The sequence below is a fragment of the Streptomyces sp. 35G-GA-8 genome, assembly GCF_023534745.1.
In the GTDB taxonomy this organism is placed as follows: domain Bacteria; phylum Actinomycetota; class Actinomycetes; order Streptomycetales; family Streptomycetaceae; genus Streptomyces.
In genome coordinates this window covers 132,440-155,853 of the sequence record NZ_JAMHJQ010000014.1, presented here as the reverse complement: position 1 = coordinate 155,853, position 23,414 = coordinate 132,440, and the positions used below count along the sequence as shown (strand labels likewise).

The 23,414-nt window shown below is 71.7% G+C and carries 16 protein-coding genes; 13 read left to right on the top strand and 3 right to left on the bottom strand.

Annotation, left to right across the window (positions count from 1 at the left end; all coding sequences use genetic code 11):
* The first annotated feature begins 366 nt into the window (after positions 1–366).
* Genes M1203_RS29390 through M1203_RS29380 form a run of 3 tightly spaced genes read left to right on the top strand, consistent with a single transcriptional unit; the run spans position 367 to position 6,161 of the window.
* A complete protein-coding gene (locus tag M1203_RS29390) occupies positions 367–1,140 on the top strand; it encodes a hypothetical protein (protein WP_249952846.1) in 774 nt (257 codons plus the stop codon).
* Positions 1,141–1,144: 4 nt separating this feature from the next.
* Positions 1,145–1,846 carry an RES family NAD+ phosphorylase gene (locus M1203_RS29385; protein WP_249952845.1) on the top strand — a complete coding sequence of 234 codons (702 nt, stop codon included), beginning with the start codon at positions 1,145–1,147 and terminating at the stop codon, positions 1,844–1,846.
* Between the two features lie 10 nt (positions 1,847–1,856).
* Positions 1,857–6,161, top strand: a complete 4,305-nt coding sequence (locus M1203_RS29380) for a CHAT domain-containing protein (protein ID WP_249952844.1) — start codon at positions 1,857–1,859, stop codon at positions 6,159–6,161.
* A 32-nt stretch (positions 6,162–6,193) separates the two neighbouring features.
* On the opposite strand, the gene M1203_RS29375 is transcribed toward M1203_RS29380, so the two are convergent.
* Positions 6,194–8,149 carry a caspase family protein gene (locus M1203_RS29375; protein WP_249952843.1) on the bottom strand — a complete coding sequence of 652 codons (1,956 nt, stop codon included), beginning with the start codon at positions 8,147–8,149 and terminating at the stop codon, positions 6,194–6,196.
* 211 nt (positions 8,150–8,360) lie between these two features.
* On the opposite strand from M1203_RS29375, the gene M1203_RS29370 reads away from it, so the two are divergent.
* The 8 genes from M1203_RS29370 (at position 8,361) to M1203_RS29335 (ending at position 19,112) form a co-directional block, all read left to right on the top strand.
* Entirely contained in the window at positions 8,361–8,822 is a 462-nt protein-coding gene (locus tag M1203_RS29370; protein WP_249952842.1) for a hypothetical protein, read from the top strand.
* 58 nt (positions 8,823–8,880) lie between these two features.
* Positions 8,881–10,659: a hypothetical protein gene (locus M1203_RS29365; protein WP_249952841.1), complete on the top strand. Its 1,779-nt coding sequence runs from the start codon at positions 8,881–8,883 to the stop codon at positions 10,657–10,659.
* The gene (locus tag M1203_RS29360) at positions 10,656–10,877 is read left to right on the top strand and encodes a hypothetical protein (RefSeq protein WP_249952840.1); all 222 of its coding nucleotides are present in this window, start codon (positions 10,656–10,658) and stop codon (positions 10,875–10,877) included. Before M1203_RS29365 ends, M1203_RS29360 begins: the two co-directional genes overlap by 4 nt.
* Positions 10,874–11,452 carry a hypothetical protein gene (locus M1203_RS29355; protein WP_249952839.1) on the top strand — a complete coding sequence of 193 codons (579 nt, stop codon included), beginning with the start codon at positions 10,874–10,876 and terminating at the stop codon, positions 11,450–11,452. Before M1203_RS29360 ends, M1203_RS29355 begins: the two co-directional genes overlap by 4 nt.
* A 93-nt stretch (positions 11,453–11,545) precedes the next feature.
* Entirely contained in the window at positions 11,546–13,111 is a 1,566-nt protein-coding gene (locus M1203_RS29350; protein ID WP_249952838.1) for an AAA family ATPase, read from the top strand.
* A gap of 407 nt (positions 13,112–13,518) precedes the next feature.
* Entirely contained in the window at positions 13,519–16,536 is a 3,018-nt protein-coding gene (locus M1203_RS29345) for a CARDB domain-containing protein (protein WP_249952837.1), read from the top strand.
* A 130-nt stretch (positions 16,537–16,666) separates the two neighbouring features.
* Positions 16,667–18,121, top strand: coding sequence for a cytochrome ubiquinol oxidase subunit I (locus M1203_RS29340; RefSeq protein WP_249952836.1), 1,455 nt, complete (start codon positions 16,667–16,669; stop codon positions 18,119–18,121).
* Positions 18,114–19,112: a cytochrome d ubiquinol oxidase subunit II gene (locus M1203_RS29335; protein ID WP_249952835.1), complete on the top strand. Its 999-nt coding sequence runs from the start codon at positions 18,114–18,116 to the stop codon at positions 19,110–19,112. Before M1203_RS29340 ends, M1203_RS29335 begins: the two co-directional genes overlap by 8 nt.
* Here the strand turns inward: M1203_RS29335 and M1203_RS38850 are convergent.
* Positions 19,101–19,619, bottom strand: a complete 519-nt coding sequence (locus M1203_RS38850) for an NAD-binding protein (protein ID WP_308404925.1) — start codon at positions 19,617–19,619, stop codon at positions 19,101–19,103. The genes M1203_RS29335 and M1203_RS38850 overlap by 12 nt on opposite strands.
* Positions 19,577–20,026 (bottom strand): NAD(P)-binding domain-containing protein, encoded by a 450-nt coding sequence (locus tag M1203_RS38845; protein ID WP_283959156.1) that lies wholly within the window; start codon positions 20,024–20,026, stop codon positions 19,577–19,579. The genes M1203_RS38850 and M1203_RS38845 overlap by 43 nt, the downstream gene beginning before the upstream one ends.
* A gap of 295 nt (positions 20,027–20,321) precedes the next feature.
* Here M1203_RS38845 and oxc point away from each other — a divergent pair, with 295 nt between their 5' ends.
* Entirely contained in the window at positions 20,322–22,049 is a 1,728-nt protein-coding gene (gene oxc, locus M1203_RS29325; protein ID WP_249952834.1) for an oxalyl-CoA decarboxylase, read from the top strand.
* A gap of 64 nt (positions 22,050–22,113) precedes the next feature.
* Positions 22,114–23,412, top strand: a complete 1,299-nt coding sequence (locus tag M1203_RS29320; RefSeq protein ID WP_249952833.1) for a CaiB/BaiF CoA-transferase family protein — start codon at positions 22,114–22,116, stop codon at positions 23,410–23,412.
* The last annotated feature ends 2 nt before the right edge of the window (positions 23,413–23,414 follow it).

Genomic DNA, 23,414 nt, shown 5'->3' with positions numbered 1-23,414 from the left:
CCCTGGAAGGCGAGTACTCCCGAGACACCGACAGCCGTGATACCGGCCGTGATCCAGATCCGACGCGACGTCACGCCGTACCTCCCCCTGTTGACGCGGCGCAGAAGAATGCGCGAGCGCGCCATCACACCACATGACGGTACGGGAGGAAAAACACGATCTTCACCTCGAAACCATGGTGGACAAACCGACCCCCCGCCGGCAGTCGCCCCGTTCGCGACCGGGAACCGACCAGCGGGGACGGTTGAATGGGGGTGGGGGATGCGGTTGAAGCGGCGTGCCCGGCGGTGCGATCCTTCGGGCATGCCGCCGAGGCCCGGGGCGGACATGGTGGAGCGGGGCGCTCACCACGGGGAGGGGGCGCGGGTGAATCCGTATCGTGTGCTGGCGGCGGTGGCCGCCGACTGGGGCCGGCTCGGCCCCTATCTGCGATCGGGTACGGGAGGTACGGCCGGCACGGGTGACACGGCGGGGGCCGCGAACGGACTGTCGTCCGCTTTGCGTTCGCTGCGGTCCATGGAGCGCCATGCCCCCGGCCGGGCGGCGACGGCCGGCGAGACCGCGCGCTTCGTCCTCGCCCTGCTGCCTCCCGCCGAGGCCGAACGGCTCGCCGCCGGCCACCCGGACCGCCTCGCCGGAACGCTGGAGGACGGGACGCTGACAGACGCGACGCTGACGGACGGGACGCCGACGGACGGGACGTCGGCGGCCGACGCGCTGGAGGAGGAGACCTACGCCGGGTTCACCGCCGCCGACCTCGCCTTCCTGCTGCTGGACGACAACCCCATGGTCGGCCCGCTGCTCGGCCCCGTACGCGAGCGCCTTCTCTCACATCCGATGCTGGACGACTGGGCCGCCGAGGCGCACGCGCGCACCCACGGTCTGATCCGGCTGCGCGGCGAGTCCGGCGCGCGGGGCGTGGACCGTATCCCGTCCTTCCAGTTCGGCGACGCGGTCACCCCCTGGCCGGTCGTCGTGGCGGTGAACGGGCTGCTGGACTCCGCGCGCGATCCTTGGGGCGCGGCCGACTGGTGGCTGTCGGCGAACGGCTACCTCGGCGTCGCCCCCGCGGAACTGCTCGGCAGCGGCCGGGACGGCCAGCTCGTCGGTACCGCACGCTACTTGGTGGAGGGGGAGTAATTCCGTGCCGAACAGCCGTCCGCCCACCGCGCTCCCGCGCACGCCCACGAAGGTGCCACTGCCCGCCGGTACGCCGCTCTTCCGGGTCCACGCGTCCAAACGTCCGGGCACCGCGTTCAACCCCGTACCGTCCGACTGCCTCTACGACGGGGGCCGGTTCGACGCGACGCGCTGCGACGACTACCCGTTTCTCTACGCCGGGCGTACCGCGCCCGCCGCGGTCTGCGAGTCGCTGCTGCGGTCCGTCCCCTTCGATCCGGGCGGCGGGATCCGGCTGCTGCCGCGCACCTCCGTACGCGGCAAGCGGCTCTCCTTCCTGCGGCTGACCGCCGACGTGGACGTCGTCTCGCTGGTGTCCGGGGCGGATCTCGCCTCCGTCGCGCAGGACGCGTGGCTGGTCCAGTGCGAGCCCGACGAGTACGCGTACACCCGGCACTGGGGGCACTGGATCAGAGGCGGAACCGCCCCCTGGGCCCAGGGGTTCGTCTGGCCGTCGAAGCGCGAGCCCTCCGCGCACGCGCTGATCCTCTTCCAGGACCGTTGCCTGGACCGGGGGCTCACGGAGATCGTCGAGGAGACCGACGAGCCGCCCATCGACTTCGCGACGCCCGAGGGCGAACGCTGGCTCAACTCCGTACTCGCGCCGTATCTCGCGCAGATCGCCCCGGTCACCCCGGTCACTCCGGTCACCCCGATCGCACCTTAGGAGCACCTTCGTGTCCGAGGACGAGCTGCCCGATGTCTCCCAGCTGTCCGACGAGGAACTACGGGCGGCCCGGGACGAGTTGCTGGCGACGCTGGCGCGGACACCGGACGACGACCCCGAACGCCCGTATATGTGGGCCTGGGCCGGGGAGTGGAGTTTCCAGCTGCATCTGCGGCAGGGCCGGGACGACGACCTGAGCCGCGCCGCCGACGCGCTGCCGCGCGCGTTCGCGGCACGGGACGAGGACGACGGGGAGATCTGGTACGCCTGGCGGGTGCTGCACGGTCAGGTGCTGCTGTACCAGTACGGCCGGGAGCCGGCCCCCGCCCTTCTCGACCGGGCGGAGGAGCGGCTGAGCGCCGGTCTCGCGGGGCTGCCGGACGGCTCACCGTTCGCCGCGGGTAACGTGCCGCTGGCCCGCTTCCTGCTGGCCCGTATCTCCGCGGCCCGGTGCAGCGGCGCCCCGGCGGACGACCCCGGCCGCGCGGACCTCTTCGCCACGGCCGTACGCCGGCAGCGGGACGCGCTGGGCGACCACGCCGCCGGTTCCGAGGAGGCCACCGAGCTGTACGCGTGTCTGGGCGAACTCACCTTCGAACAGGGTGACTTCAGCGCCTCGGTGGAGCACTACCGGACCGCCCTCACCGGGGCGGCACCCGGCTCCGATGTCCCGCTGCTCCGGTACGGGCTCGCGACCGGCCTGCTGGCGAGCGGCCGGGCCGCCGCCGACCGTGAGCTACTGCGCGAGGCCCGGAACGAATTCGTCCGCGCGCTCGCCGAAGCCCGCGAGCGGCGACAGCCTCAGCAACGGCAACAGGGCTCGATCGGCGCCGAAGAGCCCTGGTGGGCCTGGCAGGCGCGGGCCAGAAGCGTCTTCGTCCGCGCCTGTCTGCACTTCAACTGGCGCGAGCGGGAGCAACTGGCGCCCGCCGTCGCCGAACTGCACGCCCTGCTCGCCGAACCGGGCGCCGAGGACGGCCTCTCGCCGGTCTTCGCGGACGCGTTCGGCCGGCTGCTCTACGACCACGCCGCCGCACAGGACGACGACTCGGCACGCGAGCGGGCCATCCCCCTGCTCAGGCGGGCCGTACGGGAGTGGCTGCCCGCGCGGGACGGCGACCCGGTGCCCGGCGCGATGCTCCTCGCCTCCCTCCAGCAGGCGCGCTACCAGGACGACCAGGACCCCGCCCGGCTGTCGGACGTCGAGGACTGCGCGCGGCGCGTGCTCGCCATCGAGGAGGCGGAGGCGGAGCCCGGGCTGCGGCGCCTGGCGAAGCTGATGCTCGCCTGGGCGCGGTCCCACGCGGCGGAGCCCGGCCCGTCCGGAGCGCTGGACGACCCCGACGGGGTGCTCGACGAGGGCCGGGAGGCGGCCCGGGGGATGATGGCGGACTTCACGCACGGCCGGAGCTTTCTCGACTTCGACGACGACGCGTACGGCGCCATGGCCAACGACATGGCGAGCACCGGGCGGCTCAGCCGTACGTTCGACCAGCTCTACGAGCAGTGGCGCTCCCGGGATCCGGAGAGCGAGGAGTACGGGGTCTTCGCCGGCTACCTCTTGAGCGTGGTGCCGATGCTCGACCCGCACGGCAACCACATCACCGAGGAGCAGAAGACCGCCCTCTCCGAGGCCGCCCGGGCGAGCAGACCGGAGAACGCCACCTGGCAGAGCATGGTGCACGGAGCCACCGGGTACGTCAGGCTCCATGACGAGCTCGCCGGTGCGGGCACGGGACTGGACGAGGTCATCGCCGACCTCGACCGGGCCCGGACCACATTGGGCGCGTCCGGGGAGAGCGGTGGCGCGCCCGGTGGGAGCAGTGGCGCGCCCGGTGAGGCGGGCGCCGCGAGCACACCGGCGCGGCGCGACACCCAGAGCGATCTCCACGACAGCTTCAGCCTCCTGCGGTCCTTCGCCACACACCAGCGCGGCCAACTGCGCGGCGCCGTGGACGATCTGGACGCCGCGGGGGACGCCTGGCAACGCCTGAGGGACAGCCCCACCATCACCTCGTACATGCGCCGGGTCATGGACGGCCAGCAGGCGGGGTTCGAGGCGAACCGGGCGGCGCTGCGCGGCGATCTGGCCGGGGTGGACCGGGGGCGGCGCACGCTGGCGGCGCTCCACGCGGAGATGGATCCCGAGGACCCCTCACGTATCGAGGTGTGGACGCTGCTGGAGAACGTCCACGCGCAGCGCGACCAGCTCGCGGACCGGCTCGGCGCACCGCCCGTTCCGCCGCCGCCCGGCCGGCCCAGTACGGCCGAACTGCGGCGGCTGGCGGCCAAGTTGCCACGCGACCACCGCGCCTGGGTGCTCGGCGACAACGGCATCGCGCGCGGCGGGCGCGCGGGCACGCGGGGCGACGCACAGGGCCTGCGGGACGCCCTCGCGCTCGTCGAGGACGCGCTCGCGCTCGTCGACGAGGGCAGCGACGACTGGCTGCGGTACGCGAACGTCGTCGGCACCTCTCTCTGCGGGCTCGCCGCCGCCGGCCGCGACCGCCGTGAGCTCGACACCGGTATCGACTGGCTGGAGCGCGCCGCGCGCCAGGCCGGCGGACCCGAGCACCGGCTCTACGGGGCGATGGGGCTCACCCTCGGCCGCGCGTACCGGCTGCGCGCCGCCCCCGGCCGGGACGAACGGCGCACCGGCCGCCGCACCGGGCTCAAGGCGCTGCGCGGCTGGACCTGGGCCGCGCTGCTGCAGTCCGGCACCTCGCATGCCGCCGAGGTCGCCGCGAACGCCACGCGGGCGGCCCTCGAAGTGGCCTCGTGGTGTCTGGAGGACAACGCCCCCGACGAGGCGGTCCAGGCGCTGGACTCCTGTCGCGGGCTGGTCCTGCACACGGCGATCACATCGAGATCCGTCCCCGAACGACTGGCCGCCGCCGGGCGCCAGGACCTGGCCGACGAGTGGCGGGCGGCGGGCGGCACGGACGGGGTACCGGGGGCGGGCAACGGTCCGCTGCCGGGGGTGGACACCGGCCCGGCGGCCGACGCGGCGCAGGCCGTCCCCAGCGAGCTGCGCCGGCGCGTCCTGGCCGTGCTCACCGGCCCCGACGGGACGGGACAGCCGCGGGACCTGCTCCTCGAACCGCCGGCGCCCGCCCGGATCGGCGCGGCGCTCACCGCCGTGGGCGCCGACTATCTGGTCTATCTCGTCCCCGGCTACGAGACCGGCCCCGGCGCGGCCGTCGTCGTCACCGCGGCCGGGCGGGTGGGCTCGCTCCCGCTGCCGCTGCTCCGCGAGGACGCGGCACCCCTGCGCGCCTATGACGCGGCGCCCCCGGCCGCCCGTGACATGGGCCCGGTGCCGGACGGCGGCGACCCGCACGCGACGGCGGCATCGACCCCGCGCAAGCAGCTCGACCGGCTGTGCGGTTGGGCGTGGTACGCCGCGATGAAGCCGCTCCTGGAGGGGCTGGGGGTGGGCGAGGCGCCCGGCGAACCCCCGCCCACCTTCGTCCTCGTCCCGATGGGCGCGCTGGGCGTGGTCCCCTGGCACGCCGCCTGGGAATCCCGCGCGGCGGGCGGCCGGCGGTACGCCATGGAGGCGGCCGGGATCTCGTACGCGGCCTCCGCGCGGCTGTTCTGCGAGGTCGCGGAGCGGCCGGCGGTCCCGCACACGGGCGCCGCCCTGGTCGTCGGCAACCCGACCGGGGACCTGCGGTACGCGGGCGAGGAGGCCGACGCGGTACGCCACGCCTTCTACCCGGCCGGGCGCTTCCTCGGACGCGGACTGGTCACCGCCGACCGCCCGGCCGCCACCACCGGCCCGGCCACCCCCGACGAGGTCACCGCCTGGCTGCGCGACCCCGCGAACACCGGCGGCGTACTCCATCTGGCCTGCCACGGAACGGTCGCGGCGAACCGGCGGCACAGCGCCTATCTCTCCCTGTACGGAGGCGAGCTGGCCGCCGAGGAACTGACCGAGGCCGCCGCGGGCGCCGGGCGCGGCGAGCTGGAACTGGTCGTGCTGGCGGCCTGCCGCAGCCATGTCTCGGGACGTGGCCACAACGAGGCCTACAGCCTGGCCACGGCCTTCCTCGTGGCCGGCGCCCGGTCGGTCGTGGGCTCGCTCTGGCCAGTGCCGGACGACGCGACCTCACTGCTCATGTTCATGACCCACCACTACCTGCGCGCTGAGCACCTGTCCCCCGGTGCCGCCCTGCGCCGCGCCCAGTTGTGGATGCTCGACCCCGCGCGCGTATTCCCGCCCGCCATGCCCGAAACTCTCGCGCTGCGCGCCGGGGACCTCAGCCCGGACGACCTCACCGCGTGGGCCGGCTTCACGCACCTCGGGCGCTGACCCGCCGACGCCGGACAGTCGTCGAGCGGGCGTCACTCCGGCACCACCGTCCGCACCGGGACCGTGAGGGCGTACCACTGGCCTGGCGCCCTCCCGCCGCCAGGACCCGGGCCCGCGTCACGGCCCGCGTGCGGAGGCCGGGTGAGGCGCAGCACGTGATCCTCCCCGATATCGCGGGCGACCGGCGGCGCGTCCGCGCTCCACGGCCCGAGCCGGAACGGAACGGTGCTGAACTCGCCCTCGGCCACGATGAGTTTGAGCCAGTCGCGGACATACGCGCCGGGCTCGGCCTTGCGCGACTCCGGCAGCGAGAGATGTACGGGGGCGTTGCCGAAGGCGTAACCGGTGCGCCCCGGGCCGATGAAGTCGCCGGGAAAGAGGGCCGAATGACTGGCGTAGCTGTCGGTGAGGTCGAGGAGCACGCACCAGAGCGTGCGGTCGTGGGAGCGGTTGTGTATCCGTACGGAGAGCAGCGGCCCGCGCCCGTCGTCGTACGCGCAGCGGATCTCGCCGTGGCCGTCCGGCAGGATCCGCTCGCCGTTCCAGACGGACACGTCGACATCCACCAGCGAGGCGAGGGACGACGCCGGGTTGGCGAGATCCCGCAGCTGATGCCAGCGGGTGAGATGGACCAGGCAGTCCGGCACCCGGTGGACGGGGAGCGGAGCGGTCGCCTCGGTCCCGTCCCGGCGCAGGACACGGGCCCGTCCGTCGTCCCGGACGACGACCTTGAAGACCTGGCCCGAACGCGGCCCTGGGCCACCGTCCGCGAGGCGCAGCAGCGGTGCCGCGTCGATGGCGTCGAGAAGCGCCCGGTCGCCGCCGTCCACCACCACCGTGGTCGGCGGCAGGGCCAGGGCGGACACCGCGACGGGATAGACCCGCACCGGATCCGGGGTCCAGCCCACCGGGGTGACCAGCGCGCGCAGCGGCTCGACGGCTCGTACGCGTACGACGTCCCCCTCGCGATCCGCGTCGACGACGCTGAACTCCGTACCGCTGAAATCCGTATCCCGCCCGCCCCGCGCAGCGTCCGGACCGCTCGACAGCCCATGCGTGCTGCCGCAGTCGACCTGCCAGCCGTCCGGTCCGCGCAGCAGCAGATGCGGGCTGAGTGTTCGGTCCGCCGCGCCCCCGAGGACCACCCGGTCGGCGATGCCCCCGGGCTCCGCCGGGGACAGCACCGGGTTCTGGTGCTCGGTCGCGGACCGCACCCGCGAGCCGGCCGCGGCCAGCACCTGCCGGTAGGTCGCACCGGGCCCCATGTCGCGCAGGGCGCCGAGCAGGGCGCGGGTGAACAGCCCGTGCCGATCCGTGCCGTGCCCGTCCTCGTACGACGCCTGGTTGACGCGGCACGCCGCCAGCAGCACATGCCGCGCCGCTTCGGCGGGGGCCGGGACATCGCGGGCCCGGGGGCGGTTCGCCCGGGGGCCGGCCGCCCGGGGTCCGAGGTCCCCGTAGGCGGGCCATGACGGGTCGTGCGGCAGCGAACGCCTGACGAGGTCCTCGCCCAGCCGGGTGGCGCCGCCGGAGAAGCAGGAGTCGAGGACGGCGACGGTGTGCGCGCCGGCCGAGGCGACGCCGTCGAGGAGCGCGCCGAGATCCTTGTCGATCAGGATGCCGTCGGCGCAGACCAGGGCCTGGCAGTAACCGGTGGGCTCGATGTACAGATGGGCGCGCTCGGTGGCGGCGAACCGGGTGCCGTGGCCCGCGTACCAGAACAGCGCGGTGTCCCCGGGGCCCGCCTGGCCCAGATGGCTCCGGAGGGCATCGGTGACGGCGGCCACCGTCGCCTCGCCGTCGGTCAGTTCGAGGATCCGGGGCGGCGGACCGCCGAGCCGCCCCTCCAGCCAGCCCCGCGCGGCCCGGATGTCGTTGACGCAGCCGCCCAGCGAAGCCGGCGCCCCGGACGGTCCCGGCGGGTCGGCGGGCGGCCGCAAGGCCGCGTAGTCATTGATTCCCACCAGAAGTATGAACACGGTCCCCATGGGAGAAGTCTGTCAGGGCACACATGGAGGATTCGTGCGCGCGCCGGTCGTGAACTGGGCGCTTACCGGGCGTACTTCGGTTATCCGCTGTCGCCGCCGCCAGGCGCTTAGCAGTATGGAGGTGCCGTCGCTATTGTTCTGAGCCCGCGCGGTTCAGGCCGTGCCGGACGGACGCACGCACACGGGGGATCTTGGGGGATCCATGGGATTCATGGAAGGGCCACGCCGGGTGGTACGCCCCGCCGCGGGGCCGGGCGCCGCACTGGGCAAAGGCGCCGTATCCGCGTCACCGACGGGCCGCCCGGCCCTCTCGCGGGACCGCTACCGGGACCGTACGCGCGAACTGATCGACTCCGTACGCCGGTTGGACGCCGGGCTGAACGAGGCGGCGGTGCGGGAGCTGTCCGGCTGGATCCGCGAGCAGTACGCCGTGTCGTACGGCGATGTCCCGGTGGGCTTCGTGGCCGTGTGCCGGCTGGGGCCGCCCTTCGTGGACCACCGGCTCAGCCTCTTCCACACGATCATCGACCACTTCGCCCCGGGCGATCCGATGCCGGAGCCCTTCGCGGCGGCCCGGATGCTGGTGCGGTCCGGGGCCTACGAGTACGTCGAGGTCTACGCCGGCGGGACGGTTCTCCCGGTCCTGGACGACGGCTCGGTCGTACGCCCGTAGAGCCCGTGCGCGCACGGGCCGGCAGAACCTCAGAGCCACAGACAACGACGGAGGAACCATGTCCGAGGTGGACTACCACCTGCGGCGCCAGGTCGATCGTGTGAACAGCCTCGTGGTGCGGCTGGGCGAGCAGGTGGGGGCGGTCTCCGGCCAGGTGTCGGCCGTGGGCCAGGCCCAGCAGGAGACCCGCACGGAACTCCAGCAGCTGCGGGCCGACTTCATGACGTACGTACGGCAGGCCGAGCTGACGGCCAACATCCAGCGTGCCGAGACCCGGGTCGGGGTGATCCAGGACAAGGTGGACCACGAGTTCGGCCATCACAAGGTGGTCAGGCGCTCGGCGGTCGGCATGCTCCAGGCCTTCGACACCGGTCTGGTCTCCGAGGAGACCGTACGGAACGTGGGCGAGCAGCTCATGATCCAGACGCCGCGCTACTGGCTGGCCCCCGCGCTGATCGGGCTCTCCAGCTGGGCGGCGGACGACCCGTCGCTGTGCGAGCGCGCCGTGGAGGAGGCGTTCCGCCGCTCCCCCGACCGGACCTCGCTGTTCTTCGCGCTCGTGCTGCGCCGCCAGGGCCGGCACGCCGGCGCGGTGCGCTGGCTGCGCCACTACCTCAACGTCCAGGACCCGGCGGCGCTCGGCCGGGAGTTCGCGGTGATCCTCGAATCGATCTCGCAGGGCGCGTTCGGCGCGGCGGGGCGCGAGCTGCTGCGCGACACCCTCGCCACCTGGCGCGAGACGCTGCTCGCCGACGAGGCGACCGAGACCGCCCAGGTGACCCGCTGGCGGGCGGAGATCGACTCGCTGCGCGCGCCGTCCGCCAGTGCCGACTTCCCCCGGCTGGCCGCGGTGTCCCCGCAGTGGGGGCAGCTCGACGCCGTGCTCTCCTCGGCCCGTGCCCAGCAGACCGTGCTCGACAAGTACACGGCGATGATGGCGCGCGAGTCCGAGCCCTCGGACCGTATCGAGGACGCGGTCGACGACATCCTGGACCGGCTGGTCGGGGAGTACGACAACGAGGAGCTGCCGCTCCGCCGCGATCTGGCCTTCAATCACGCCGTCATCGACAGCGGCGGCGATCTGGACGCCGCGAAGCGGGCCGTCGACATCGACTCGGCGTCGCTGGAGGAGACCCTCGACTACCTCACCGTCCAGACCACCTCGGCTCTCAACCCGGGGGCCATCGGGGCTTCCCCGGCCACCCAGCGGCTCTCGGTGGCCGCCTGCCACAGCTGGTTCAAGCGGGCGCACGCCTCCTTCAGCCGGGACTACCGGGCGGCCATCCCGGCGGACGTGGGGGCGCACTTCGCCACCACACACGGCGTGGGGGCGGCGACCTTCGCACTGCCGCCGTGGGCGGGTTCGTTCACCACCCCGCTGGAGACGCTGGAGGCGTCCTTGATCGCGCACTGGGACGGGCACGCCCGGCCGTTCATCGACTCGCTCGCCTTCCCCTGGCGGCGGCAGGCCCTGCTGCCGGGTGGGATCGTGCTCGCCATCCTGGTGCTCCTGAGCCCGTTCCACGTCGGCTTCGCGCTGGTGGCGGCGCTGATCGTCGGCGGGGTGTGGGCGCTGGTCCTGAACAACCGCGCCGCCGCGTCCCGCACGCTCCAGGAGACGGCGAGGCGCTCCCTGGAACAGGCCAAACAGGAATCCGTCGGGACCCTGCGCGCGGCCCGCGCCGAACTGACGGACTGGCAGAGCCGGTTCCAGCGGGCCGACGCCGTGGAAGCCGCCACCCGCGCCATGATCGCCTCGCTGGCGACCGCCACGCACGCCTCGTCACCGTACGAGGGCCGCACCGTCACCGAGCCGGCGGAGGAGCAGGCATCGTGATCCCCGAACAGCAGCCCCGGCGCGTGGTCGCACCGCCCGCGCCGTCCCGGGCCCCCCAGGCCGCGCCGTCCCAGGCCGCCTCGCCCTGGGCGTCCACCTCCGCGCGCCCCAAGGAGCGGACCACCTCCCGGCTGCGCAAGGTGGTGGAGGGGCTGCCCGACTGGGAGCCGCTGCCGCCCGGCGAGATGACCGTACGACGCCCGAAGCAGGACCTGTGACCGGGGGGCTCTGGGCCCACGGGGGTACCTACGAGACCTGGGCCGCGTTCCTGACCGAGTGGGCGGCCGGCGGCCGGTCCGACGGCGCGGGGCTGCCGGCCCTGCGCCAGGAGGACTTCGCCGCCGACACCTGGGACCGGCTGCGGCTCCGGCTCACCGACGCGCTCTCCGGGCGCCTCCAGCGCTGCGCCGACGCGCTCGCCGCGGCGCTCGGCGAGACGGCGGACGAGTTCTCGGTCGGGCGCGCCCTGGAGCAGGCCCGGTCGGGGCTGCATCCCGTGCGGGCCCTGGCGAACCACCCCGCGCTGCCCGAGGACCTGCGGCCGCGGCTGCTGAAGATGGTGGACGACGCGACATGCTCGCTGCAACAGGACCTCGAACGGGCCGTGGAGGGCATGGTGGCGGAGGGCGGTGATCCGCGCCGTGTCGAGGCCAGGCGGCGGACCGTACGCGACAACCCGCTCACGGCGGTGACCTCCGCGCCACCGCCCGTACCCGCGGGGGAGCCCGCCGCGACGGGCGGCTGGTCGTACGACCCGACGGCGACGGGCAGGCGGCGGGTGACCCCGCCGTAACGCCCCAGCCGTGACGCACCCCGCCCCGACTCTCCCGCCGTGGCTCCCGCGCGGTAACTCCCCCCTCCCCCTTCCCTCAGCAGAAGGCCCCGCATGCCGAACTACCGTGACTGCCGCGACGACCTGGACAACTACCTCACCGCACGCGTGCCGGTCATCGGCCTGCGCACCATCGAACAGCCGCGCGCGCTGCGCCTCGTGAAGGAGATCGCCGCGCAGCCCCGCCGCTCGGGACAGCCGTTCTGGATCTATACGCGCGCCACCGGGCTGCGGGATCTGCGGTCCAACGCGACGGTGCAGGACGACCGTTCGCTGACGGGCGCGATGGAATTCGCCGCGGCCCAGTTCAGCAGCCGGCCGTACGCGACCCTGGTGCTGGTGGACCCGGACGACCTGGACACCGACACCCCGTTCACCCGGCATGTCGCCGAACTCGCCAGACTCGCCGACGCCAACTCGGGCAGCCTGGTTCTGATCACCGACAAGCCGATCTGGAGCGGCCTCCAGCGGCTCGGGATGAGCCTTCAGCTCGAACTCCCCGATCCCGACGAGATGTACGCGACGATCCACAGCTTCCTCGGCGACCACCACGGAGTCGTCCCGATCGCCTGGACCGAGGAGGACGCGCGCCGTGCCGCGGAGTTCCTCCAGGGCGTCACCGAGGGCGAGGCCGTCAACCTGATGGCCACGCTGGTCGCCAAGGGCTCCGTGGAGAAGGACGACGTCCTTGCCCTCGCCCGCTCCAAGGACCGGATCTTCAGCGATCTGGCCGGTCTCGAACGTGTCCACCTCAAGAGCGAGGAGGACTACGGAATCGGCGGACTGACCAATCTCCGCGACTGGCTGCGGCGCAAGCACCAGCTGATGCACTCCGACCTGCGGGGCACCGGCCTCCGGCCACCCCGCGGCGCCCTCCTGGTCGGCGTGCCCGGCTGCGGGAAGTCCCTCTCCGCCAAGGCCATCGCGTCCCAGTGGCGGCTGCCCCTCTACCGGCTGGACATGGCCAGCATCCACGGCAAGTTCCTCGGTGAGTCCGAGGGCCGGATGCGTGAGGCCCTGGAGACCGCCGATCGTGTGGCGCCGTGCATCCTGTGGATCGACGAGATCGAGAAGGGCCTCGCCGGGAGCCACGACTCCTCGGGAGTGCCGCAGCGGATCATCGGTCAGTTCCTCTTCTGGCTCCAGGAGTCCGACTCGCGCGCGTTCGTCGTCGCCACCGCCAACGACGTCCGCAGCCTGCCGCCCGAGCTGCTGCGCAAGGGCCGCTTCGACGAACTCTTCTTCGTCGACCTGCCGGACGCGCAGGACCGCAGGGAGATCATCCAGCTCTACTACCGCCGTTACGTGAAGGCCGAGCCCGCGCCGGACCGGCTGGATCTGCTGGTCGATCTCTCCGACGGTTTCGCCGGCTCCGACATCGAGGCCGCGCTCCATGACGTGGGCGCCGAACTCCACCTCCAGGACGATCCGAAGGAGCTCGACCCCTCGTTCGTCGAGGACACCTTCGCCAACGCCTCTCCCATGAGCCGCACCAACCCCGAACAGATCGAGGAGATCCGCTCCTGGGGCCGCGACCGCGCCGTCCCCGCGGGCCGCTCCGCGACCACCGCGACCCCGGGCACGGCGGGCCCCTCGCGCCGGGTCGTCTTCATGGACTGACGCGTCATGGACTGACGGGTCATGCGCCGACGCGTCACGTCGTGGGAATCCGCGCCAGGGCTCTGTGCGGGTCGCCCCGGCGCGGCTCCGTCGCGCCAAAAACTCGGCAGACGTGCGAGAAGCGTTGACAAACACATGACATGATTGCAGCCTGTGTCTCGCAAAAACATCGATAACTAGCTCAATTTCTTTGCGCTCACCGTGCAACTTCGTTTGCCAGGTCAATGTGCGGCTTCGCGGCAGGGACCCGCCCCCGCCTGCTGCCACCGCGCCGCTCCGTTTCGGACCGCACGCACCCGCGTGGCGCGTGACGCGGGTCCCGCGCGCCGTACGGCCGGCCCAGTGCAGCGGGCTGTCCGTTCTCTCGTTCCGACAGGCTCTCTCGTTCCGACAGAACAGAGGACACCATGAAACGGAAACAGCCCCGCCGACGGCTGATCATCGGCGCGGTCATCGCCGGCCTGATCACCGTCGGACTCCTGCCCGTCTCGGCGGCCGGCTCCGGCACCGCCCAGGCGGCCGAGCGGCCCAGCGGCGCCCGTGCCGCTGCCGCCGCCGATCTGGCCCTCGGCAAGCCGATCGAGGCGTCGTCGACGGTCTTCAACTTCGTCGCGCGCAACGCCAACGACGGCAATACCGGCACCTACTGGGAAGCGGCGGGCCACCCGTCGACGCTGACGGTGAAGCTCGGCGCCAACGCCGACATCACCTCGGTCGTCATCAAGCTCAACCCCGACCCGATATGGGGCACCCGTACCCAGAACCTCCAGGTACTCGGCCGCGACCAGGGGGCGACCGGCTTCACCTCACTCGTGGCCCGCGCGAACCATGTCTTCAACCCGGCGTCGAACCAGAACACGGTCACGATCCCGGTCACCGGACGCGCCGCGGACCTCCAGCTCCAGTTCTTCAGCAACACCGGGGCGCCCGGCGGACAGGTCGGCGAACTCCAGGTGATCGGGACTCCGGCCCCCAACCCGGACCTGACCGTCAGCGCCCTGTCGTGGACCCCCGCCTCCCCCGTGGAGAGCGACACGGTCAAGGTGAACGCGACCGTACGGAATACGGGAACGGCCGGCGCCGGCGCGACCACCGTGAACGTCAGTCTGGGCGGCGTGGTCGCGGGCAGCGCGCCGGTGCCCGCCCTCGCCGCGGGGGCCTCGGCCACCGTCCCGGTCGACATCGGCAAGCGCGCGGCGGGCACGTACCGGGTCACGGCGCTGGTGGACCCGACCGACACGATCATCGAGCAGGACAACGACAACAACAGCCTCACCGCGCCCTCCGACCTGGTCGTCGGGCAGAGCCCCGGCCCCGACCTCCAGGTGCTCGGCGTCGAACACAGCCCCGCGAACCCGGCCGTCGGCGCGGCGGTCAGCTTCACCGTCGCGGTGAAGAACCGCGGCACCACCAGCTCCGGCGCCACCACGGTCACCCGGGTGGCGGTGGGCGGCACCACGCTCAACACCAACACCCCGGCGATCGCGGCGGGCGCGACGACCAATGTGAACGTCAACGGCACCTGGACCGCCACCAACGGCGGCGCCACCATCGTCGCCACCGCCGACGCCACGAACGTCGTCACCGAGACCAACGAGACCAACAACACGTTCTCGCGCGCGATCGTCGTCGGACGCGGGGCGGCCGTCCCGTACGTCGAGTACGAGGCCGAGGCCGCCCGCTACCAGGGCACTCTGCTGGAGACCGACCCGCTGCGCACCTTCGGGCACACCAACTTCGCCACCGAGTCCTCGGGCCGCAAGTCGGTACGGCTCAACTCCACCGGTCAGTTCGTCGAGTTCACCTCGACCAACCCCTCGAACTCGATCGTCGTGCGCAACTCCATCCCCGACGCGCCGAACGGCGGCGGCACCGAAGCCACCATCAGCCTCTACGTCAACGACACCTTCGTCCGTAAGCTGACCCTCTCGTCGAAGCACAGCTGGCTGTACGGCAACACCGACGGTCCCGAGTCCCTGACCAACACGCCCCAGGCCGACGCCCGCCGGCTGTTCGACGAGGCAAACGCACTGCTGCCGACGACCTATCCGGTCGGCACCAAGTTCCGGCTCCAGCGCGACGCCGGCGACTCCGCCGCCTTCTACATCATCGACCTGATCGATCTGGAGCAGGTGGCGCCCCCGTCGGCCAAGCCGGCCGAGTGCACCTCGATCACGGAGTACGGCGCGGTGCCGAACGACGGGATCGACGACACGGCCGCCATCCAGCGGGCGGTGACGGCCGACCAGGAGGGCGCCATCGCGTGCGTATGGATCCCGGCGGGTCAGTGGCGGCAGGAGAAGAAGATCCTCACCGATGACCCGCTCGACCGCGGGCAGTACAACCAGGTGGGCATCAGCGATGTCACGATCCGCGGCGCCGGAATGTGGCACTCCCAGCTCTACACGCTGACCGAGCCGCACCAGGCGGTCGGCAGCATCAACCACCCGCACGAGGGCAACTTCGGCTTCGACATCGACGACAACACCCAGATCTCCGACATCGCCATCTTCGGCTCCGGCACCATCCGGGGCGGCCCCGGCGGCGCCGAGGGCGGAGTCGGCCTGAACGGCCGCTTCGGCAAGGACACCAAGATCTCCAACGTCTGGATCGAGCACGCCAATGTGGGCGTGTGGGTCGGCCGTGACTACGACAACATCCCGGACCTCTGGGGCCCGGCCGACGGCCTCCAGTTCAGCGGGATGCGTATCCGCAACACCTACGCCGACGGCATCAACTTCACCAACGGCACCAGCAACTCCCGTGTCTTCAACTCCTCGTTCCGCACCACCGGCGACGACTCCCTGGCGGTCTGGGCCAACCGCTATGTGAAGAACCCGTCGACGGACATCGCGCACGACAACCAGTTCATCAACAACACGATCCAGCTGCCCTGGCGGGCGAACGGCGTCGCGGTCTACGGCGGCTACGGCAACAAGATCGAGAACAACCTGATCTACGACACGGCCAACTACCCCGGCATCATGCTGGCCACGGACCACGACCCACTGCCCTTCTCCGGCCAGACCCTGATCGCCAACAACGCCCTGCACCGCACCGGCGGCGCCTTCTGGAACGAGGACCAGGAGTTCGGCGCCATCACCCTCTTCGCCCAGAGCAGGGACATCCCCGGGGTCACGATCCGTGACACCGACATCCTCGACTCGACCTACGACGGCATCCAGTTCAAAACGGGCGGCGGCGCCCTGGGCGTCACCGTCAGCAACGTCAAGATCGACAAATCCAACAACGGCGCCGGCATCCTCGCCATGAGCGGCGCGCGCGGCAACGCGGCGCTGACCAACGTGACCATCACGAACTCGGCCGACGGCAACATCGTCACCCAGCCGGGCTCACAATTCGTGATCACAGGCGGCACCACATCGGCCAAGGCGCAGAAACGCACCCTGGCCAACCGCTGGTAACGAATCGCCCCCGTGGTGGTCGGCCATCTCTCCACCGGCCGGCCACCACACGGCTGTCTGAACGGGTGACGCTCGCCGCCGGTCCGTGTCGCCGGACCGGCGTGCCGACCCCTGCGTGGACGATGCAGGAATGCCAACTTCCGCACAGGCCGCCGGGATTCTCCTGCGGGCCGCGGCCTCGGCCGGTGACCCGCCGCAGCTGCTGCCCGCCCGGGAGCAGATGGCCTTCACTCTCGGCTTCCACATCATCCTGGTGCCGTTCGGAGTGGCACTCACCGCCCTGATGCTCATCGCCAACTACCGGGGCCTGAAGCACGGCGACGAGCAGGCCCTGCTGCTCGCCCAGCGCTGGTCGAAGGTCGCCGCCGTGCTGCTCGCCGTGGGAGCGGTCACCGGTACGGTGCTGAGCTTCGAACTCGGCATCCTGTGGCCGGGGCTGATGGGCAGATACGGCGCCGCGTTCGGTTTCCCGTTCGCGATCGAAGGCATCTTCTTCTTCCTGGAAGCGATCTTCGTCTCGATCTATATCTACGGCTGGAAGCGGCTTCCTCCCTGGGTGCACTTCTGGACGGGCGTCCCCGTGGTCCTGGCGAGCATGGGCGGCACCGCCGCCGTCGTGGCGGCGAACAGCTGGATGAACCAGCCCGGTGGTATCACCATGCGCGACGGCCGTGTCGTGGAGGTACGTCCGGCCGAGGTCTTCTTCAACGGCGCCTTCTGGTTCGAGAGCGTGCACATGCTGCTCGCCGCCTATATCGTCGCCGGTTTCTCGGTGGCCGCGGTCTACGCGGTCGGCATGCTCAGGGGACGCCGCGACCACTACCACCGGCTCGGCTTCCTCATCGGCTTCGTCGTGGCAGGGGTCATCCTGCCCGTACAGATCTATGTCGGTGATGTCGTCGCACGCCAGGTGTTCCACAGCGAGCCGGCGAAGTTCGCCGCGATCGAGCTGCTGCCCACCACCGCCCGCCATGTCCCCGAGACGCTGGGCGGAGTGCTTGTGGACGGCGAGGTGCGCTACGGCCTCAGGATTCCGGACGTGGCCTCGCTGCTCGCCGGGTTCAGCCCGTCCACCGAGATCCGCGGACTCGACGCGATCGACCCCGCCGTACGGCCCTCCGACAGCGCGGTGAGCGTGGTCCATCTCGCGTTCGACGTCATGGTGGGAACGGCCAGCCTGCTGCTCCTGCTGGTCCTCTGGTTCGCCTGGCTGCTGTGGCGCCGGCGGCGGGTGCCCACCAACCGGTGGTTCCTGCGCTGCGCCGCCCTCAGCGGGGTCGTCGCCGTGGTGTGCCTGGAGGCCGGCTGGGTGACCACCGAAGTGGGGCGGCAGCCGTGGACGGTGGTCGGTCTGCTGCTCACCAAGGACGCCGTGACCACGCAGGGCAATCTCTGGCCGTTCTTCGCCGCCGCCCTCGCCATCTACCTCGCGGTGGGCACCGGCGCCGTGCTGATCCTGCGCTCCCTGACCAGACGCTGGAGAGCCGGCGGGGGCGAGGGGGAGGACGAGGGGCTGGACGTACCCTACGGTCCCAACCGGCCACTGACCGACGCGCACCCGGGGAAGGCCGGCGCCCATGAGTGACGCCATCGCGGTTCTGCTGTTCATCGGTGTCATCGCCTACGCGCTCTTCGGCGGAGCGGACTTCGGCGCCGGCTTCTGGGACCTGACCGCCGGCGGAGCGGCGCGCGGCAACAGGGCCCGCCGTCTGATCGACGTGTCGATCGGCCCTGTCTGGGAGGCCAACCACACCTGGCTGATCTACTGCCTCGTCATGCTGTGGAGCGCCTTCCCCCTCGCGTTCGCGGCCATCACCACCACGCTCTACATCCCCTTGGGCCTCGCCGTGCTGGGAATCGTCCTGCGGGGCGCGGGCTTCGCCTTCCGCAAGGCGTCGATGCGCACGCCCGAACAGCGGATCTACGGGGCGACGTTCGCGCTGTCCTCGGTGCTCACCCCCTACTGCTTCGGCAGTGTGGCCGGTGCCATCGCGTCGGGCCGGGTACCCACCGCCGGCTACGGAGATCCGGTCGGAAGCTGGAACAACCCCACCTCCGTTCTCGGCGGGGTGCTGGCCGTATCGGTGTGCGCCTATCTGGCCGCGGTGTATCTGACCGCCTCCGCACGGCAGAACGGGAGCCCGCGGCTCACAGCGTGGTTCCGCAAACGCGCCCAGGCCGCGGGGATCGTCACCGGGGTGTTCTGCCTGGCGGGCATCTTCCTTCTCCGGGCCGACTCCCCGAGGCTCTTCCACCAGTTGAGCCACCGCGGTCTGCCGCTGCTCGTCATCTCGGCGCTGTGCGGGCTGCTCAGTCTGTTCCTGCTCAGACGCGACAACCCCGTCGCCCTGCGCATGCTGGCCGCGCTGGCCGTGGCGACGGTCGTGTGCGGCTGGGGCGTCGCGCAGTACCCGTATCTGCTGGGCACGCATCTGACGATCGCCGAGGCGGCGGCGCCGACGCCCACGCTCTGGGTGCTCGCCTCCGTGGCCGGCGCCGCCGGGGTGCTCATCGCCCCGTCCCTGGCCGCCCTCTACATCCTCCAGAACAAGGGGCGGCTGGAGTCACGGGGCTGACGCGGCGCGGCGGACGGCGGTGATCGCGGCGGCCACGTCGTCGTCCCCGTGCCCCCGCTCGATCGCCGTGCTCCAGCGCCGCAGCAGCGCTTCCGTGAGCGGCAGGGACGTCCCGTGGCCGCCCGCGGCCTCCAGTGCGAGCGCGGCGTCCTTGCGCGCGAGGCGCAGCGGGAAGCCGGGGGTGAAGTCGCCGGTGGCCATGGCGCGTCCCTTGGCCACCGCGTAGGCGCAGCTCAGCGGGCTCTCGTCGATGATGTCGGTGACCTCGCGCGCGTCCAGCCCCAGCGCCGTGGCCAGGTTCTGGGTTTCGGCCATGCCTTCGACCAGCAGCGCCAGCCAGTTGTTCAGGACGACCTTCAGCCTGCTGCCGTCACCGGGGCGGTCCAGCCACACGGTGCGGTGGCCGACGGCGTCGAACACCGGCTGGACGCGGTCGCGCAGTGCCGGTGCGCCGGAGGCGAGGATCAGCAGCTCTCCGTGTTCGGCGGGTCCGGAGCTGCCGGACACGGGCGCGTCGACATAGCCGAGGCGATGGCCGGCCAGGGCCCCAGGCGCCCTGCCCACTGGACGCCGACGGTGCTCATCTGGATCCACACGGCGTCCGGTGGCAGCGTGGACAGGACGGACGGAGCGGACGGGCCGGACTCGGCGGATGTGCCGGACTCGGCGGACTCGGCGCCGTGCCCCGCGGTCATCGTCGCTTCCACGGCGGGCCCGTCGGCCAGCATCGTCACGAGTACGTGCACGCCGCTCGCCGCGTCGGCGGGCGAGTCGGCCACGTACGCGCCCTCGGCCGCCAGCGGCTCCGCCTTGTGCCTCGTACGGTTCCACACGCGCACCTGGAACCCGGCCCCCAGCAGGTTCCGTGCGAGGGGTGTCCCCATGACGCCGGTGCCCAGGACCGCGATCCTCATGCTGGCCACGATAAAGCCCCCCGTCCCGGCGGGCGACCGGGGGAAGCACCCGATCGCCACGAAAAGTGGCGAAAAGCGCGGATGAGGTCACGGCGCTAACCTTGTGATGACAAAGAGGCCGATGCCGGACCCGCGCGTCAACAGCTGTGGCGAGTTGTGCGAAGCGACGCGACCCGAATGGTCGGGGGAACAGTCGGCAGGTCTCGGTGAATTCGGCCTGACCCCGGCCGGCAGGCTCGGCGGGGAGGCTCCCGGGAAAGCCCGCGAAGAAAAGAAACCAGAACAGGAGCCAGCCATGGCACCGAACTCTGCCGGCACAATGACGCGTCCGGATGTCGCGATCACCGACGGTTTCACGCTCGCAGTCGATGCGCTCCAGGCCAACGGGGTCGACACCATGTACGGGGTGGTCGGCATTCCTGTCACCGACCTGGCCCGCATAGCGCAGTCCAAGGGGATGCGCTACATAGGGTTCCGGCAGGAGCAGGACGCCGGCCACGCCGCGGCCGCGGCCGGATTCCTGACCGGCCGGCCGGGCATCTGTCTGACGGTGTCCGCGCCGGGGTTCCTCAACGGGCTGGTGGCACTGGCCAACGCCACCACCAACTGCTTCCCGATGATCCAGATCAGCGGGTCCAGCGAACGCAGTGTCATCGACCTTCAGCAGGGCGACTACGAAGAACTCGACCAACTCAACGCGGCCAAGCCCTTCGTGAAGGCCGCGTTCCGGGTGGACCGGCCGCAGGACATCGGTCTCGGTGTCGCCCGCGCCATTCGCGCCGCGGTGTCCGGCCGGCCCGGCGGGGTGTATCTCGATCTGCCGGCCGCGGTGCTCAGTGACACCATCTCGGCCGAGGAGGGCCGGGCGTCGCTGTTCCGGGCGGTCGACCCGGCGCCCGCGCAGATTCCCGCGCCCGAATCCATCACCCGGGCCCTGGATCTGCTCGCGCACGCCGAGCGTCCGCTGATCATCCTCGGCAAGGGGGCCGCGTACGCCCGCGCCGACCAGGCCATTCGCTCGTTCGTCGAGACAACCGGCGCCCCGTTCCTGCCGATGTCGATGGCCAAGGGGCTGCTGCCCGACGACCATCCGCAGTCGGCGGCGGCGGCCCGGTCCCTGGTACTGGGCCAGGCCGATGTGGTGATGCTGCTCGGCGCCCGGCTGAACTGGCTGCTCGCGCACGGCCAGCCGCCGCGCTGGTCCGCGACGGCGAAGTTCATCCAGGTCGACGCCGAGCCGGTGGAGATCGACAGCAACCGGCCGATCGCGGCCCCGGTGGTCGGGGACATCGCCTCCGCCATCGCCGCGTTCAACCGGGCCGCGCGGCCCGGCCAGTTCGCCGTGCCGACCGCCTGGTGGGACGCGATCAGGGACCGGACGGCGCAGAACGTGGCGAAGATGCGGGCCAGGCTCGACGCCGACGCGACGCCGATGAACTTCTCGACCGCGCTGCGCGCGATCCGCGACGTACTGGACGACCACCGCGACGCCTACCTGATCAATGAAGGCGCCAACACCCTCGACTTCGGCCGCGACATCGTGCCGATGTACGAGCCGCGGCACCGGCTCGACTCCGGCACCTGGGGCGTCATGGGTGTGGGCATGGGCTACGCCATCGCCGCCGCCGTCGAATCCGGCAAGCCGGTGGTGGCCGTGGAGGGCGACAGCGCGTTCGGGTTCAGCGGCATGGAACTCGAAACGATCTGCCGCTACCACCTGCCGATCGTCACGGTCGTGTTCAACAACGGCGGTGTCTACAAGGGCGACGAGGTGAACACGTACTCGGCCGACCCCGCGCCGACAGTGCTGCTGCACTCCAGCCGCTACGACAAGCTCATCACGGCCTTCGGCGGCGTCGGCTATCAGGCCGACACCCCTGAGGAGCTGGGTCACGCGCTGCGTGCCGCCCTGCACGCCGGCAAGCCGGCCCTGATCAACGCCGTCACCGACCCGACGGCCGGCACCGAGTCCGGCCACCTGACCAGCATGAACCCCAGCAGCTCCGTGCCGTCGGCGCACTGACCAGGACACCGGACCGGACACCGGACCGGACACCGGACCGGACACCAGACCGGGAGGAAACACCATGACCGAGAAGACCACGCACGGTGCCGCCACCCCGGACGAGCACCTGGACGCGAGCAAGCCGCACGCCCTGGAGCACATCACGGTCGTGGACTTCACCCGCGTCCTGGCCGGGCCGACCTGTACCCGGATGCTCGCCGACGCGGGCGCGCGGATCATCAAGATCGAACGGCCCGAGACCGGCGACGACACCCGGCAGATGGGCCCGTTCGCCAGTGACGGCACCTCGGAGTACTACCGGTTCGCCAACCTCGGAAAAGAGAGCATCGCCCTCGACCTCAAGGACCCCGGCGATCTCGCCCTGGTCGAGTCGATGATCGCCGAAGCGGATGTCGTCGTGGAGAACTTCCGCCCCGGCGTCATGGCCAGGCTCGGCCTCGACCCGGCCAAGCTCGTCCAGGAGCACCCACGGCTGATCGTCTGCTCCATCTCCGGCTTCGGCCAGTACGGGCCGCTCCACATGCAGGCGGCCTACGACACGGTCATCCAGGCCGTCTCCGGGATCATGGACGCCACCGGCGAACCCGACGGGGGACCCACCAGGGTCGGCACGTCCATATCCGACATCCTGGGCGGCATCTTCGGCTACTGCGGTGTGGTCACGGCCCTGGCGGCCAGGGAACGCACCGGCAAGGGAACCACCGTCGACGTGGCCATGCTCGACGCCACGTTCGCCACCCTGGAGCAGGGCCTCATGGACTCGCTCGGCGTTCACAAGCGCCCGCATCGCATCGCGAACCGCCACCCGTCCATGGCGCCGTTCGACACGTTCAGCTGCTCCGACCAGCTGGTGGCGATCTGTGTCGGCAATGACCATCTCTTCGGCATCCTCGCCGAAACCCTCGGCAAGCCCGAACTGGCCACCGACCCGCGCTTCGCCACCAACGTCGACCGGATGGACAACCAGGCCGATCTCAAAGCGGCCATGGAGGAAGTGCTGCGGACCGACACGGCCGCCGCCTGGCACGATCGGCTGGAGGACGCGGGCATCCCCGTCAGCCTCATCCTCAACGTCGACGACACCCGCAGGCTGGAGCAGATCAAGGTGCGCGGCATGGTCAAGGATGTCGATGGCTTCCAGGTGCCCGGCAACCCGATCAAGTTCGGCTCGTACAACTCGCTCGGCACCATGATCCCGTCGCCGGAGCTGAACAACCGCTCCGATGCCCTGCGCGCCGAATTCGTACCGCACGCGCACCTCATGAACCACGCGGACGTCGCTGACCACGCGGACCGCACGGACCGCACGGACCGCACGGACCGCGCCAGCCACGCGGGCCACTCGGCCCACCACCGTTAGCG

What these genes read in the sequence shown, in the direction of transcription:
- M1203_RS38845 (WP_283959156.1), bottom strand. Translation starts at nt 20,026, where the DNA reads ATGAGGATCGCGGTCCTGGGCACCGGCGTCATGGGGACACCCCTCGCA.
- M1203_RS29375 (WP_249952843.1), bottom strand. Translation starts at nt 8,149, where the DNA reads ATGGGGACCGTGTTCATACTTCTGGTGGGAATCAATGACTACGCGGCC.
- M1203_RS29335 (WP_249952835.1), top strand. Translation starts at nt 18,114, where the DNA reads ATGAGTGACGCCATCGCGGTTCTGCTGTTCATCGGTGTCATCGCCTAC.
- M1203_RS29320 (WP_249952833.1), top strand. Translation starts at nt 22,114, where the DNA reads ATGACCGAGAAGACCACGCACGGTGCCGCCACCCCGGACGAGCACCTG.
- oxc (WP_249952834.1), top strand. Translation starts at nt 20,322, where the DNA reads ATGGCACCGAACTCTGCCGGCACAATGACGCGTCCGGATGTCGCGATC.
- M1203_RS29370 (WP_249952842.1), top strand. Translation starts at nt 8,361, where the DNA reads ATGGAAGGGCCACGCCGGGTGGTACGCCCCGCCGCGGGGCCGGGCGCC.
- M1203_RS29345 (WP_249952837.1), top strand. Translation starts at nt 13,519, where the DNA reads ATGAAACGGAAACAGCCCCGCCGACGGCTGATCATCGGCGCGGTCATC.
- M1203_RS29350 (WP_249952838.1), top strand. Translation starts at nt 11,546, where the DNA reads ATGCCGAACTACCGTGACTGCCGCGACGACCTGGACAACTACCTCACC.
- M1203_RS29340 (WP_249952836.1), top strand. Translation starts at nt 16,667, where the DNA reads ATGCCAACTTCCGCACAGGCCGCCGGGATTCTCCTGCGGGCCGCGGCC.
- M1203_RS29365 (WP_249952841.1), top strand. Translation starts at nt 8,881, where the DNA reads ATGTCCGAGGTGGACTACCACCTGCGGCGCCAGGTCGATCGTGTGAAC.